This window comes from Halomonas sp. XH26 (assembly GCF_024138895.1).
In the GTDB taxonomy this organism is placed as follows: Bacteria; Pseudomonadota; Gammaproteobacteria; order Pseudomonadales; family Halomonadaceae; genus Vreelandella; species Vreelandella alkaliphila.
In genome coordinates, this window is record NZ_CP071889.1 from 3,793,682 (window position 1) to 3,808,200 (window position 14,519).

A 14,519-nucleotide genomic window follows, 5' to 3' on the forward strand; every position below is an offset into this window, starting at 1 on the left:
TTGAGGAGTTCCGCACATGAAAATGGTCGCACCATTGGAAGTGGGCATTTGCTGCCAAAACCTTGAAGCGCTCAAGCGTTTCTACATTGAGCAACTGGCATTTTCAGAAACTAGCTACTTCAAAATAGCCGCCGATAAAGCAGGCGATACCGGCCTAACCAAGGGCGCCTATAAAGTTGTGCGCCTACAGTCCCCTTACGGCGAGCGTCTCAAGTTGCTGGAACCAGAGATTGCACCTGTTACAGCCAATCATAGCGGCACCATCCTTGAACGGAAGGGAAATGTGTATTTGACCTTCATCGTTGATGACCTAGCGGCAATGCTGGCCAAGCTGAAAAAGAGCGGTGCTGAGTTGCTTAGCGGCGACAAAATCGTCGAGGTGCGACCCGGCACTTATCTGGTCTTCGCCCGTGACCCCGAAGGCAACATCATCGAGTTTGTCGAGTACTCTGACATTCTAGGCTATCGACCTGACCTAGTAGGAAAATAATTTATGGCTACTGAAATTTTGATGCCGTCGCTGGCGGCTGGCATGGAAGAAGCCACGCTGATGCGTTGGCTTAAGCATGAGGGCGACCCGGTGGCCAAGGGCGATGTCCTTGCCGAAATAGAGACCGATAAGGCCGTAATGGAGATGGAGTCCGAGGTCGATGGCAAGCTGGGCCAGATTCTGGTGCCCGCAAGCCCTGAGGCCGTTCAGGTCGGCACTCTCATTGCTGTTGTGCTGGACGAGGGGGAGTCCACCTCGGCAATGGACATCTACCAAACCGCTGCCCCGCAGCCCGATTCGGTAGACTTGCCCGCTAGCCCAACTCCAGCGCCAAACCCGGCTCCAGATAAGGCCTCGGTGCAGCACAGCGCTTCGCTATTACAAACATCGCTTGCCCAGTCTAACAACAGTGCTGGACGGATTTTCGCTAGCCCGTTGGCACGCCGTTTGGCCAATCAGGCTGGCATCATGCTGAATAGTCTAGCCGGCAGCGGCCCACGTGGGCGAATAGTACGATTAGACGTCGAGCGCGCTTTACAACAAACACCCGCTGCAACTTCCACTGTTGAGATCACAAGTCCAGATGCTGCTATCTCATCGCAGGGTGGAGCCGATACCAGTGTTAAACGTATTCCCAATAGCGGCATGCGCAAGACTATCGCTAGACGACTATGTGAGTCTAAGCAAACCATACCGCACTTCTATTTAACGGTGGATTGCCGAGTAGATGAACTATTAGAACTGCGCTCTAAACTCAACGCAAATGGTTCCCAAGCCAAGCCAGCGTACAAGCTATCGGTGAACGACTTTATAGTATTTGCCGCCGCCAGGGCGCTGCGTCGGGTACCCGAGGTTAATGCCAGCTGGACTGAGGCTGAAGTGATCCGATATCTCGACGTTGACATCAGTGTGGCCGTAGCCACTGAGAGCGGACTGATAACACCGGTGGTGCGCGAGGTAGACCGTAAGGGGCTGGCCGAGATTGCTACCGAAGTACGCTCACTGGCAGATAGGGCTCGTGCCGGAAAGCTGGCTCCCAGCGAGTATCAAGGTGGCGGTTTCACCATATCTAATCTTGGCATGTACGGTATTCGTGAGTTCAGTGCGATTATTAATCCGCCACAATCAGCCATTCTGGCAGTAGGTGCAGTAGAGAAACGTCCAGTAGTCGTGGACGACCAGCTCGCTGTTGGGAGCATGATGACCCTAACCTTGTCCGCTGATCATCGTGTCATAGACGGCTCCGTCGGTGCTCGCTTTTTGTCAGAGCTAAAGGACTTGCTGGAAGAACCACTTAACCTGCTGGTGTAGAAATGATGGAAAACTATCAAGTACTCGTGATTGGAGCCGGCCCCGGTGGTTATGTGGCGGCCATACGCGCTGCACAGCTTGGACTAAAGACGGCTATTGTCGAGCGCGCTGAGTTGGGTGGGGTATGCCTCAATTGGGGCTGCTTGCCGACTAAAACGCTGCTTCGCTCGACCGAAATTCTGCGTTTAGCCCGCGAGGGCACATCATACGGACTGGTACTTGATTCAGCTCCGCGCTTTGATCTGACTACCGCCGTCAAACGCTCGAGGGACGTGGCTAAACAGCTCAACCGTGGCGTGCAAGGGCTAATGAAAAAAAACAAAGTAACAGTACTCACCGGCCATGCCCGACTGCTGGGCAAAGGTAAGGTTGCCATCGACAACGCTGGTGCTGAGCAGAAAGTACAGGCTAAACACATTATCCTTGCCACCGGAGCTCGTGCACGCTCCATCCCTGGTTTCGAGCCAAATAGTGAATCCATCTGGACTGCACGCGAGGCAATGATGCCAGAAGTCTTACCAAAGAGCATAACCGTTATAGGTGCTGGCGCTATCGGCGTCGAGTTCGCCAGCTTCTATGCCACTGCGGGTAGTAAGGTGACGATCCTAGAAGCTTCAGATCGTATTCTTCCAGTCGAGGATTCCGAGATATCAGACATGCTGGCTGAACACCTGCGCAAGCAGGGCATTGAGATTCACACCGGTGCCTCTGTGGAGAATCAGGAAACGACAACCTGCGGTATTAAAGTTAATTTTACGAAAAGCGGCAGCTCCCAGTCGGTTGAAGCCGAGAAAGTAATACTAGCAGTGGGCATTACTGGAAATGTCGAAGGTTTAGGCCTGGAGAATACAAAGATCCAAGTTGATCGCACGCATATCATTGTTAATGAATACTGCGAGACTGACGAGCCCGATATCTATGCTATCGGTGATATCGCTGGTCCACCGTGGCTTGCCCATAAGGCCAGTCATGAAGGCGTGATGGTGGCAGAGCTTATCGCCGGTGTGGAAGACGTACATGCACTTGATCCTAAATCTGTTCCCAGTTGCACCTATTGCCACCCTCAGGTTGCTAGCGTCGGTATCACAGAAAAACAGGCGTTAGAGCAAGGTTTTGAGGTGGATATTGGACGTTTCCCATTTCTCGGAAATGGCAAAGCGTTATCGCTTGGCGAACCTGAAGGTTTGGTAAAGACAGTCATTGATAAAAAGACCGGAGAGCTTCTTGGTGCCCATATGATTGGACCTGAAGTGACCGAGCTGATCAGTACTTACACCTTGGCTCGAACCCTCGAGACGACAGAAGTTGAGTTGATGCAAACTGTGTTTCCACATCCGACTCTTTCCGAGGCTTTACACGAATCTGTACTTGCCGCTTACGGGCGAGCGCTTCATATCTAATAACTTAAGCTATACATCTGCTAGCTCGCAGCCGCTGCTTTCGGCAAAACAAGCAGCATAAAGAATATACCCCCCGTAAAAAAGGAACCGATATGAAGCTGCAAGACTCGAATATTCTGAAGAATCAATGTTACATCGATAGCGTCTGGGTTAATGCCGATAATAACCAAACTATTTCTGTCACTGACCCAGCCACTGGAGAAACTATTACTAGCGTACCTAAGTGCGGTAGTAATGAGACACGCCGTGCAGTTGACGCTGCGGAGTTAGCTTTTCAGGGCTGGCATAAAAGAACCGCCAAAGAGAGGTCAGTGCTGCTGCGTCGTTGGTACGAACTAATGATAGAGCATAAGGAAGATCTGGCTCTAATTATGACACGCGAGCAGGGCAAGCCCTTAACCGAAGCGCGTAGTGAAATTGACTATGCTGCCAGCTACATTGAGTGGTTTGCCGAAGAAACCCGACGCGTTTATGGTGAAACTATTCCATCGCCTTGGGATTCGGCACGCCTGCTCGTGTTACGCCAGCCCATTGGCGTTGCAGCTGCGATTACACCATGGAACTTCCCAGCAGCAATGATCACCCGCAAAGCCGCTCCAGCACTCGGCGCCGGTTGTACCATTGTGATCAAGCCCGCTTCACAAACACCGCTTACGGCACTGGCAATAGCAGAACTGGCCCATCGCGCAGGTTTTCCCCCAGGCGTGTTTAATGTGGTCACTGGTTCAGCCGCCGATATTGGCGAAGAGCTCACAAGCAATCCAAAGGTGCGCAAACTTTCATTTACTGGCTCCACGGAGATAGGCTCACAGTTGATGAGTGAGTCCGCAGCTACCGTTAAGAAAGTGTCACTGGAATTAGGTGGAAATGCCCCCTTCATCGTTTTTGATGATGCTGACCTTGATGCTGCAGTCGAAGGCGTGATCATCTCCAAGTATCGTAACACTGGACAAACGTGCGTGTGTGCCAACCGCATTTATGTGCATGATAAAGTCTACGATATATTCGCCAGTAAGCTTGCTGCAGCTGTCTCGAAACTTAAAGTTGGCCATGGCACCGAAGACGGCGTGACTCAAGGACCTTTAATAGATATGAGAGCAGTTGATAAAATGGAGTCTCATATCAACGATGCCACTTCCAAAGGTGCCAAGGTTATTCTCGGCGGCAAACGTCACAAACTGGGCGGCAGCTTCTTTGAACCTACTATTCTCACTGGCGTAACTCAGCAAATGATGGTGGCGCAAGACGAGACCTTTGGCCCACTAGCACCTTTGTTCCGCTTCGAGACTGAAGAAGAAGTTATCGCTCACGCTAATGATACACGTTTCGGCCTAGCGGCATACTTCTACAGTCGCGACATTGGCCGCATTTGGCGAGTGGGTGAAACCTTAGAGTATGGGATGGTTGGTCTTAATACTGGCCGTATATCTACTGAAGTTGCGCCATTCGGCGGAGTTAAAGCATCTGGTATAGGTCGCGAAGGCTCGCGCCACGGCATGGATGAGTATTTGGAAATAAAATACTTTTGCATGGATGGTCTCGACCGATAATAGAAAGCTAAAAAGTTTATCTTTTGTTAACGGCATGGCTAGCAGACATTTTTGTATCTGAGAGCCCAGTGCTATACATCAAACTTATTGCACTTCAAAACCAGATTAGTCATAGGAAAAACAAAGGGGCTGCGAGAAACCGAAGTCCCTTTTTCATTATTTGAGGCCCAAAGTTGGATGCATCTCTATTAAAATGGGATGACGTCGAAGGGATTGTCTATCGTATTAGCGGATGAGTACGCCACTCACTAATGCCAGTAGAACCTTAAGGGTTACCGACTTCAATGTATCTCAAGTTAGCAGGCAGCACCACTAATTACTTCTGACGGAAGGAAGGATTTTTAAACACGATATTGAACAATTAAACCCTATCTTCAACTACATTAAACCCTCCTTAAAATACTTAAAAAAACACAACTAATATTTAATAAAAAATAAACCAACACATTTAAAGCCTAGCCACAAAAGCTATAAAAAATTATTAAAAAAACACTAAAAATAAAAACCATCACCTACCTCCGCGATTAAAAACCTCAAAAATCTGAAAAGCTTCATATAAAACACGTAAATATTAAAAATAAGAATTATAAAATTGCTACAACGTTTTTATCCGACGAGTCTATTACCTGTGCGATTGATTTTAAAACACCAAAATTAATGACAACAGGTATCATAATGAAACCAACCCCTCTTGCGCTCTTCAGCCTTATCGGAATAAGTGCTTTTTGCAGCAATGTTCAAGCATTGGATATCAAGCTTGGTCATGTCTTGGCACCAACTCATAACTGGCATGTCTCTGCGGAAGGTTTTGCTCATGACGTACGAGAAGCTACCAATCAGCGTGTAAATTTTCAGGTTTTTCCTAGCGGCCAGCTTGGCAATGAAACCCGGATGGTAGAGGGCATGCAAATTGGCAGTATGGATGCCGGAGTTATTGGATGCGGATCCTTTCAATCCTTAGAACCCAAGTTTGGAATTGTTGAGCTGCCTTACTCTTGGGAGAACCGAGAAGCAGCCTACGCAGCTTATGATGGTGAACTAGGCAGTATCCTCGAAGAACTAGCGGAAAATAAGAATATTAAAATTCTCGGTTGGTGGGAGAATGGTTTCCGTCACGTTACTAACAACCGCGGGCCAGTTGAGTCTCCGAACGATCTAGAAGGTCTAAAAATCAGGGTCACTCCTGACAGGATGCGTCTAAATACTTTTGAAGCACTCGGTGCAAACCCCGCCCCACTTTCCTTTGGTGAACTCTACTCGGCATTACAGCAAGGCGTCTTCGACGCTCAGGAAAACCCCCTTTCCATTATTCACTCCTCTTCTTTTTACGAAGTTCAAGATTACATCTCTTTAACGGGCCATGTTTGGGCTCCTGCTTGCTTAACAATTGCTGACCTTACTTGGAACAAGATCAATGCGGATGATCAGGCAGTTATCCAATCGCTAGCAGACGAGTGGCGCGATAAGCAGCGTGCTATGACCCAAGAGGATGATAAAAACATGCTCGAAATGCTGGCTGCAGAAGGTATGCAGATAAATGAAGTCGACACGGCGGCCTTCAACGAGCGGGTTCAAGGAGTATGGAACGAGTATTCCGATGTGTTCGGTGAGGAATTGATGGAGACCGTCAGACAGTACCGAACGGCTGAATGATATGACCTTTTCCAAACTTGTAATGCGTGTATCCCATCTAAGCTTGGCCGTAGCCGCCTGTGGAGCCGCCGCGTTGGCGGCCCTGGTTATCTATACGGTCTTTATGCGCTGGGTTGTGGGACAAACGCCTAATTGGGCGGAAGAGTTGCCGCGACTAGTGCTGATTTGGACAGCCCTATTGGGCTCAGTTACCTGTACCTATCAACGCTCTCACCTTAATGCCGGACTACTGCCGCTAATTGTGCGCTCTATCGGCGCCCGCCGAATCATCGGAAAGGCCACAGACATTGTGCTCCTGATAATGCTGTTGGTACTGGCGAAGGCTGGTTGGGATCTAACACTACTAACCATGAGCATGACCACAACAGCGTTAAAAATGCCTGTTGGAATCATTTATCTCTCGGTACCAGTGGGCTGCGTAGGAATGGCACTAATGCAAGTGCAGCACGTGTTGTCTTCAGGAGATTCACTATGACTGCCGGTGCACTTACTTTGCTGGGTGTTTTTGGTCTCGCTATCTTAATTAATATTCCGATTGCCTTCAGCCTAATCCTCGCCGCGCTTGTTTATCTGCTTGTGTTCGGCGCAGCCCCGATGATGGTTTCCGCGCAACAGTTCGTTGGTGGGATGGACAGTTTCACTCTATTAGCGATTCCCCTTTTCATACTGGCGGCGCAATTGATGAACAGCGCCGGTCTCACCAAACGTATCGTACATCTCTGCATGTCCCTAGTCGGCGATATTCGGGGTGGTTTAGCCGTCGTAGCGGTCATGGCCTGTATGTTATTTGGCGCCTTGTCGGGATCGGGAGTAGCAGATGTTATTGCGATCGGCAGCATGCTGTTACCTGCAATGCATAAGAATGGCTACCACAAGGGTTTTAGCAGCGCACTCGTTGGGTGTGCAAGCTCCTTCGGAACAGTGATCCCTCCTAGTATCGTCATGATTGTCTATGGCACCACGTCTAATACATCGGTGGGTAAGCTCTTCATGGGCGGCGTAATTCCTGGCCTGTTGTTGACCCTCTCATTAGTAGGTGTAGCACTTTATATTTCGCGGAAACATGGCTGGGCCGGGGTCAAGTCTTCCGACCCCGCGGAACGCCGCCGAGCGGTCATCGATGCACTGCCTGCACTCATGGTGCCGGTACTAATCATTGGTGGAATTCGCTTCGGCGTATTTACACCGACCGAAGCAGCCGCCTCGGCCATTCTCTATGCCCTTGTACTTGGTGTGGTGCTCTATCGATGTCTCTCACTACGAGACATTCTCAACTGTGTCATCGCCACAGCAGAAACGAGCGCCGCCATCTTAGTAATTATCGGCGCTGCTGGTCTCTTCGCCTGGGGGCTGACTTATGAGCAGGTACCACAAGCCATCGCTGGAACAATTGGCAACTGGACTGATAGCACGCACAGCGTTTTGCTTTTGCTGACGGCGGTACTACTGGTGCTCGGAACCTTCATGGAGAGCATTGCCATCATTATCATCATCACGCCGATCGTTATGCCTTTGCTTTCCCAGTACGGCATTGATCCCGTGCATTTCGGCGTGCTGCTCACCGTCAACCTCGCTATCGGCGCCAATACTCCCCCTCTGGGTATAGATCTAATGGCGGCCTGTCGTATCTCGGGCATCAGCGTTATGGAAACGTTACGCCCACTTTCGCTAATGCTGATGTCCATGCTTGCTGTCCTAATGCTCATCACATTCGTGCCTGACATCGTGCTGTTCTTACCCAACCTAATGGAGTGACTTTCATGCTTCATAGCAAACTAAAAGGCTGTCGAAGCTGGCTTTTCGTACCAGGGCATGACGCCGATTGTTTGGCCGACGCGTTGGATTCTGGGGCCGACGCCATCGTTATTGATCTGGAGGAATTCACCCCGGCAGCATCACGCCATACTGCCTGCCAAGCGTTCGCCAGCATGGCCAAAAGCTGTCGGCAAAGAGGCGCCTCTCCCATGGTCCGAATCAATGCCTTAGATAAGGGAGGCCGAGAAGAGCTGAAACTGCTAATGGGTGCCTCTCCTGAGGCGGTCTTCCTGCCCAGAGCCGAGGAAGTAACACAACTGACGGCACTTTCGTCAGCACTTAGTCGCGAAGAAAAACACTGGGGTATAGCACCAGAAACCACCGTCATTATACCGACTATAGAGAGTCGCTTGGGGGTCAAGCGGATCAGCGAATTATTACACTCTAGCCCCCGCGTTTTAGCCGCTCTGCTCGGCACTGGTGATTTAGCACGTGACCTAAAGCTGTCTCCAGAAGAGCGTAGCGCCTCGCTAGCCCCCTTCCGACAGTTGTTTCTTAGGGCTTGCGATGATGCCGGCATGCTGGCAATTGACGGCCCGTGCCCAGAAAAACAAGGGTTCGAAGCAGACCAGTCTTGGTCTTATCAGTGCGGCTTTCGAGCTCGTTGTGTTGTCGATTCTCGTCAGATTAAGCCCTTACATCGGCTGTTATCTGCCCCGTCTACCTAACCATTCGTTCAAAGAGATCTTGCCCATGAGCAACGCCGTCACCCCGACACGCAACGGGGGCCAAATCCTGATTCAACAATTACGCCAGCATGGTGCTCGGCGCGTTTTTCTGGTCCCCGGCGAAAGCTATCTGCCCTGTATTGATGCACTTAATGAGCATCGTGATGCTATCGAGCCTATTGTCTGCCGCCAAGAGAGCGGTGCTGGCTACATGGCCGAGGCCTATGGCAAGCTAACCAACGAGCCTGGAATCTGTTTTGTCACCCGTGGTCCTGGCGCCACCAATGCATCAATTGCCGTCCATACGGCTTATCAAGACTCGACGCCGATGATCCTTTTCATCGGACAAGTCGGCAACGATTTCATCGAACGCGAGGCCTTTCAGGAAATCGACTATCGCCGCATGTTCGGACCAATGGCCAAATGGGTAGCCCAGATTGACCACACTGCACGGATACCTGAGTTTATCGCCAGAGCCTACTCTGTCGCGACCAGTGGCCGCCCTGGCCCAGTAGTTTTGGCCTTGCCAGAAGATACGTTGTGGGGCGAGGCCTGCGTTGCTGATGTGGAGCCTCGGCAGCGCCTACACAGTTACCCTAGCCAACAGCAATTGCGCGAGTTGCAACAGCATCTAGAGCGGGCCGAAAAGCCATTCCTATTACTGGGTGGTAGCGGATGGACCGAACAGGCTCAAATGGATATTGCTGCGTTTGCCGAGCGCTACGCTCTTCCCGTTGGCGTTGCTTGGCGACGCCTAGAGTGTTTTAACCAACACCATGAGAATTTCGTTGGTCACGTTGGTAGCGGCATGCATCAAGCTTTGCGTGAGCAGCTCAAGTCTTGCGATCTGATTATTACGCTGGGGGCGCGATTAGGCGAACCTACAACAGAGGGCTACAGCTGGATCGAGTCGCCGGTGCCAAGCCAGACATTAGTCCATATCTATCCCGACCCAGAAGAACTGGGGCATGTTTATCGTCCTGACCTCGCTATTAATGCCGACGTGGTTGGTTTTTCGGCAAGCCTAGGAGAACTAGCTCCTGAGGTAACACCCGCATGGAAACAGGCGACGGCCACTGCTCGACGAGCCTATCTTGATACTCTTATACCTTTAGAGGCGCCTGGACGGCTTAGCCTAGATAAAGTCACCCGAACGGTAGATCGACTACTGAACGGGAAAGGCTGTATCACTGTCGGCGCTGGCAACTACGCACTTTATGCTCATCGCTACATCCAGTTTGGTGGACTTGGCAGCTCGTTAGCTCCCACGGTTGGTGCAATGGGTTACGGCCTTCCCGCAGCCATCAGCAGTAAGCTCGAGCACCCTCAACGGCCGGCCATCTGTTTTGCCGGTGACGGTTGCTTCCAGATGAATTTGCAGGAGCTCGGCGTGGCCCTGCAGTACCAACTGGGTATCGTCATACTCGTCTTCAACAATGGCATGTGGGGCACCATCCGCGCCCATCAGGAGAATGACTTTCCTGGCCGAGAGATTGCGCTGACATTCACCAACCCTAAGTTTGACGCCCTGATCAAGGCCTATGGCGGACATGGAGAGATCGTCGAGGACGACGCTTCGTTCGAAGCTGCCTTTAATCGTGCCCTAGCCTTTACTGAGCAAGAACACTTGCCCGCTTTGATTGAGCTGCGTTATGACGCTGATGGTATTGCACCAGGAGAGCGTCTAAGCGCAATCCGTGCTGCAGCTCTTGAAGGCCAAAAATATAGTTATGACACAGGAGAGCTCTGATGACTGAGTCTACTTTCTCGACACTCCGCATTGATGGACAGCGCCTATGGCACTCATTAATGAACCTTGCTGACATTGGTGCCACACCGAAGGGTGGCAATTGCCGGTTGGCGTTGACGGAAGAGGATCGACTTGGTCGTGAGCTTGTGTCTAGCTGGTTTCGAGACGCTGGCTTGACCATAGATGTCGATCAAATGGGCAATATCTTCGCTCGTCGTGCTGGAAGCCGTAATGACCTACCCCCGGTGGCCACCGGAAGTCACCTCGACACCCAGCCCACCGGTGGCCGTTTCGATGGCTGTTACGGTGTACTAGCCGGGCTGGAAGTTATGCGAGTTCTCAATGATCTCTCTATTACTACTGAAGCACCACTTGAGGTAGTGATATGGACTAACGAAGAGGGCTGCCGCTTCGTTCCAGTCATGATGGGATCAGGGGTGCATGCTGGCGTAATCCCGCTTGAGACCGCGCTAGCTGCCAAAGATCGCAATGGAGACACTGTAGCTGATTCGTTGGAACGTATCGGTTACAGCGGTGACATTCCTATGGGTAGCAAAACCTTCGGTGCCTATATTGAATCCCATATCGAGCAAGGTCCAGTACTTGAAGCGGAAGGAATAGCTGTCGGCGCGGTAACTGGCTCTCTAGGCTTGCGCTGGTTCGATGTTGTGGTCACCGGTCAAGAAGCCCATGCTGGGCCGACACCCATGCCCTATCGTCGTGATGCGCTAAAACGGGCCGCCGAGCTCATCGGCGATATCCTAGCGCTGGCTGATCCGTATCAGCCGCACGGTCGCGTCACCTGTGGGGAGTTCGACCTTTATCCAAACTCACGTAATGTCATTCCTGGGCGAGCAACCTTCAGCGTTGATATTCGCCATTTGGAGAACGAGACGCTTGAACAGATGGAGCACGCTCTCCGAGATATCTGCTCAAAGCATCATGAGCCTGGAAAAGTAACCGTAGAACTGCAGGACGTTCAGCGGGTGCCACCGACACCATTCAACAGCGACCTAGTAGATCTCATTCGCGCTAGCAGCGATGGACTTGGCATACCCTACCGCGATATCGAGACCGGGGCCGGTCACGATGCCGTCTTCATAAGTCGTGTTGCGCCCACGGCTATGATTTTCGTTCCTTGCGAAGATGGTATCAGTCACAACGAAAGCGAAAATGCCACACCGGAGGATCTTGAGGCTGGCGCCAACGTGCTGTTGCACACCATGCTGCGCAAGGCCGGTATCGCAGCGTCTTAAAATAAGGATATGACAATGCACGATAAAGCTTACTGGCAAACGCTAGCCAGCCGACTACAGCTGACCACTCAAGCCTTCATCGACGGTGAATTTGTCAACAGCTATGACGGCTCAACTCTAAAGGCTTACAACCCGGCGACAGGCCAGATGATAGCCAACGTGGCTGCCTGCAGTGGTGTGGATATCGACCGTGCGGTACTTGCCGCACGTCGAGTCTTCGAATCGGGCGACTGGTCTCGCTGTCCTCCACTAAAGCGCAAACGAGTTTTGCTTCGCTTCGCCTCGCTTATCGAAACGCACGCAGAAGAGCTAGCGCTTCTACAAACACTCGAAATGGGGAAGCCAATCGCTGATAGCTTGGCCTTTGACTTGCCCGAAACAGCACGCTGTTTAGCCTGGTATGCCGAGGCGATCGATAAACAGTACGACGAGATAGCCCCCACCAGCGAAGACGTTCATGCCACCATCACCCGCCAGCCTCTCGGTGTGGTCGCTGCTGTGGTGCCATGGAATTTTCCACTGATGATCGCCGCCTGGAAATTCGCCCCAGCACTGGCAGTCGGTAATAGCGTCATACTCAAGCCCGCCGAGGCCTCTAGCCTTAGTGCTCTCAGGCTAGCTGCACTAGCCAAGGAAGCGGGCCTGCCGGATGGCGTATTCAATGTCACCCCTGGCCACGGTGCTATCGCTGGCGAAGCGCTGGGAATGCATCCACAGGTCGATGCACTCGCCTTCACAGGATCCACCGCTACAGGCAAGCGTTTTATGCGCTACTCCAGCGAGTCCAATCTAAAGCGAGTGTGGCTCGAATGCGGAGGCAAATCTCCGCACATAGTCTTTGCTGACTGCCCGGACCTGGATGCCGCCGCACATGCTGCTGCCGCAGGTATCTTTACCAACCAGGGGGAGGTATGCATTGCAGGCTCTAGGCTTTATGTGGAAGCGTCTATTTTTGATGACTTCTTGCCACGACTGGTTTCCGCCGCAAAAGACATGCCAGCTGGCGATCCGTTGGATCCCTCTACGCGTATGGGAGCATTAGTCAGCGCCGACCATCATGCCAAGGTATTAAACTTTATCGAGCAAGGACTCAGCGAGGGCATGACTCTCCACCACGGTGGAAAGCATGCGACGCCTGTGGAGGGAGGATGGTACGTTGAACCAACAATATTGGAAGGAGCCCAAACCACCACGGTGATGCGCGAGGAGATCTTCGGGCCAGTGTTAAGTATAAGCCGCTTCGCCGACGAGACCGAGGCCATCGCCTTAGCTAACGATTCTATCTATGGGCTTGGAGCTGGACTCTGGACCGGTGATCTTGGCCGTGCACATCGCGTATCAAAGCGCCTTCAGGCTGGCTTGGTCTGGGTCAACTGCTATGCCGATGGTGATATTAGTGTCCCCTTCGGTGGCATGAAACAGTCCGGCTTTGGTCGTGATAAATCACTTCATGCACTGGACAAGTATTCAGATCTGAAGACGACCTGGTTCAATTTAGCCTACAAAAAATAATACCGTTAGCGATTATTTAGCTGCTTCGACATCAGGTATTTCGTCGAACACTTCAAGTCCAGTGGTCAGCCGCTCCTCGAGCGGCACCTTGCCCATAGCATTAAGGAAAAACTCCATAAAGATGGTCTCAGCATCACTGAAACGAGCATCTTGGTGCCACATTACGTGAAGATCAATTTCAGCGACGCCATCATAAGGCGGAAGGGGCCAGAGCCGACCTTCTGCAACATCTCTCAGCACTAAATGCTCGGGTAGACAACCAATACCCCATCCGGCAATTACCATTCGTTGAATTTCTTGGAGGCTACTCGATTGGCCGACCACATTGCCCTTAAGACCATGGTGGGCACGAAACACTGCAAGTGAAGAGAGCACACCATCAAGTTGCTCGCTGCCAAACGAGACATAGTTCTCACTCATGAGGCTATCCATCGGCAAGTTATGGCGGCCAAAGAGTGGATGGCTTTTTCCGCAGTAGAGCCGATACCGTTGTCTCGCTAACGTCTGGCTATTCAGATTACTCGGACATTGCAATGCGAGACAGATACCCATGGCTCCCTGCCTTTGGGCCAATGCATTCTGCACCTCCTGACTAGACATATCCTCAATACTAAACGTGATCTGGGGAAACTTTTTATGAAAGCGTTCGAACACACTGTCAAGGAATCGGCATTGAATTCCCGTTATGAAAAGTAGCGAAACATGACCGACTACTTCAGGGTCAAAATCTCCTACTGAAGCAGCCAGCCGAGCTACGTTAGCGTAGATATCGATGGCTTCTCGATAGACGAGATGCCCAGCTTTTGTCACATTAAAGCTGTGACTATCACGCTCGATTAGCCGCTGGCCTAGCCTCTCTTCCAATCGTTTCAATGAGAGGCTGACTGCTGGTTGTGAAAGGTAAAGCCTATTGGCAGCCTTACTGACGCTCTCTTCCTGAACAATAACAATAAACGTTCTAAGAAGATTCCAATCTAATGTATCGTGAATGGGTCTCATAAAGCCTCTTCTTAACCTCTAAAAATATAATTAATTTTTATACTAAAAGTGGCCTACCGAAATTATTTCAAATTAATTTAACAACGTATAAAACCAAAAAATATTGCACCAAAAT

General features: G+C 51.1%; 12 protein-coding genes. 11 read left to right on the forward strand and 1 reads right to left on the reverse strand.

The annotated features are described in order from the left end of the window. The first annotated feature begins 16 nt into the window (after positions 1 to 16). The 11 genes from J4377_RS17310 to J4377_RS17360 all read left to right on the forward strand — a co-directional run bounded on the left by J4377_RS17310 (position 17) and on the right by J4377_RS17360 (position 13,405). Entirely contained in the window at positions 17 to 490 is a 474-nt protein-coding gene (locus J4377_RS17310) for a VOC family protein (RefSeq protein ID WP_253486249.1), read from the forward strand. Between the two features lie 3 nt (positions 491 to 493). Then, positions 494 to 1,801, forward strand: a complete 1,308-nt coding sequence (locus J4377_RS17315; protein ID WP_253486250.1) for a pyruvate dehydrogenase complex dihydrolipoamide acetyltransferase — start codon at positions 494 to 496, stop codon at positions 1,799 to 1,801. A gap of 2 nt (positions 1,802 to 1,803) precedes the next feature. Then, positions 1,804 to 3,201 (forward strand): dihydrolipoyl dehydrogenase, encoded by a 1,398-nt coding sequence (gene lpdA, locus J4377_RS17320; RefSeq protein WP_253486251.1) that lies wholly within the window; start codon positions 1,804 to 1,806, stop codon positions 3,199 to 3,201. A gap of 92 nt (positions 3,202 to 3,293) precedes the next feature. Then, positions 3,294 to 4,751, forward strand: a complete 1,458-nt coding sequence (locus J4377_RS17325) for an NAD-dependent succinate-semialdehyde dehydrogenase (RefSeq protein WP_253486252.1) — start codon at positions 3,294 to 3,296, stop codon at positions 4,749 to 4,751. Positions 4,752 to 5,426: 675 nt separating this feature from the next. Next, a complete protein-coding gene (locus J4377_RS17330; RefSeq protein WP_253486253.1) occupies positions 5,427 to 6,404 on the forward strand; it encodes a DctP family TRAP transporter solute-binding subunit in 978 nt (325 codons plus the stop codon). A gap of 1 nt (position 6,405) precedes the next feature. Further along, complete coding sequence (locus J4377_RS17335) at positions 6,406 to 6,879, forward strand: TRAP transporter small permease (protein ID WP_232471408.1); 474 nt, start codon at positions 6,406 to 6,408, stop codon at positions 6,877 to 6,879. After that, positions 6,876 to 8,159: a TRAP transporter large permease gene (locus J4377_RS17340; protein WP_253486254.1), complete on the forward strand. Its 1,284-nt coding sequence runs from the start codon at positions 6,876 to 6,878 to the stop codon at positions 8,157 to 8,159. Before J4377_RS17335 ends, J4377_RS17340 begins: the two co-directional genes overlap by 4 nt. Before the next feature lie 5 nt (positions 8,160 to 8,164). Further along, entirely contained in the window at positions 8,165 to 8,887 is a 723-nt protein-coding gene (locus tag J4377_RS17345; RefSeq protein WP_253486255.1) for a CoA ester lyase, read from the forward strand. Between the two features lie 25 nt (positions 8,888 to 8,912). Then, positions 8,913 to 10,637 (forward strand): thiamine pyrophosphate-binding protein, encoded by a 1,725-nt coding sequence (locus J4377_RS17350; protein ID WP_253486256.1) that lies wholly within the window; start codon positions 8,913 to 8,915, stop codon positions 10,635 to 10,637. Beyond that, a complete protein-coding gene (locus J4377_RS17355) occupies positions 10,637 to 11,893 on the forward strand; it encodes a Zn-dependent hydrolase (protein WP_253486257.1) in 1,257 nt (418 codons plus the stop codon). Before J4377_RS17350 ends, J4377_RS17355 begins: the two co-directional genes overlap by 1 nt. A gap of 9 nt (positions 11,894 to 11,902) precedes the next feature. Further along, a complete protein-coding gene (locus J4377_RS17360; protein ID WP_253486258.1) occupies positions 11,903 to 13,405 on the forward strand; it encodes an aldehyde dehydrogenase in 1,503 nt (500 codons plus the stop codon). A gap of 12 nt (positions 13,406 to 13,417) precedes the next feature. On the opposite strand, the gene J4377_RS17365 is transcribed toward J4377_RS17360, so the two are convergent. Continuing rightward, the gene (locus tag J4377_RS17365) at positions 13,418 to 14,404 is read right to left on the reverse strand and encodes a LysR family transcriptional regulator (protein ID WP_253486259.1); all 987 of its coding nucleotides are present in this window, start codon (positions 14,402 to 14,404) and stop codon (positions 13,418 to 13,420) included. Positions 14,405 to 14,519 lie beyond the last annotated feature (115 nt).

Coding starts and splice junctions, on each gene's coding strand:
- J4377_RS17310 (WP_253486249.1), top strand. CDS start 17: ATGAAAATGGTCGCACCATTGGAAGTGGGCATTTGCTGCCAAAACCTT.
- J4377_RS17315 (WP_253486250.1), top strand. CDS start 494: ATGGCTACTGAAATTTTGATGCCGTCGCTGGCGGCTGGCATGGAAGAA.
- lpdA (WP_253486251.1), top strand. CDS start 1,804: ATGATGGAAAACTATCAAGTACTCGTGATTGGAGCCGGCCCCGGTGGT.
- J4377_RS17325 (WP_253486252.1), top strand. CDS start 3,294: ATGAAGCTGCAAGACTCGAATATTCTGAAGAATCAATGTTACATCGAT.
- J4377_RS17330 (WP_253486253.1), top strand. CDS start 5,427: ATGAAACCAACCCCTCTTGCGCTCTTCAGCCTTATCGGAATAAGTGCT.
- J4377_RS17335 (WP_232471408.1), top strand. CDS start 6,406: ATGACCTTTTCCAAACTTGTAATGCGTGTATCCCATCTAAGCTTGGCC.
- J4377_RS17340 (WP_253486254.1), top strand. CDS start 6,876: ATGACTGCCGGTGCACTTACTTTGCTGGGTGTTTTTGGTCTCGCTATC.
- J4377_RS17345 (WP_253486255.1), top strand. CDS start 8,165: ATGCTTCATAGCAAACTAAAAGGCTGTCGAAGCTGGCTTTTCGTACCA.
- J4377_RS17350 (WP_253486256.1), top strand. CDS start 8,913: ATGAGCAACGCCGTCACCCCGACACGCAACGGGGGCCAAATCCTGATT.
- J4377_RS17355 (WP_253486257.1), top strand. CDS start 10,637: ATGACTGAGTCTACTTTCTCGACACTCCGCATTGATGGACAGCGCCTA.
- J4377_RS17360 (WP_253486258.1), top strand. CDS start 11,903: ATGACAATGCACGATAAAGCTTACTGGCAAACGCTAGCCAGCCGACTA.
- J4377_RS17365 (WP_253486259.1), bottom strand. CDS start 14,404: ATGAGACCCATTCACGATACATTAGATTGGAATCTTCTTAGAACGTTT.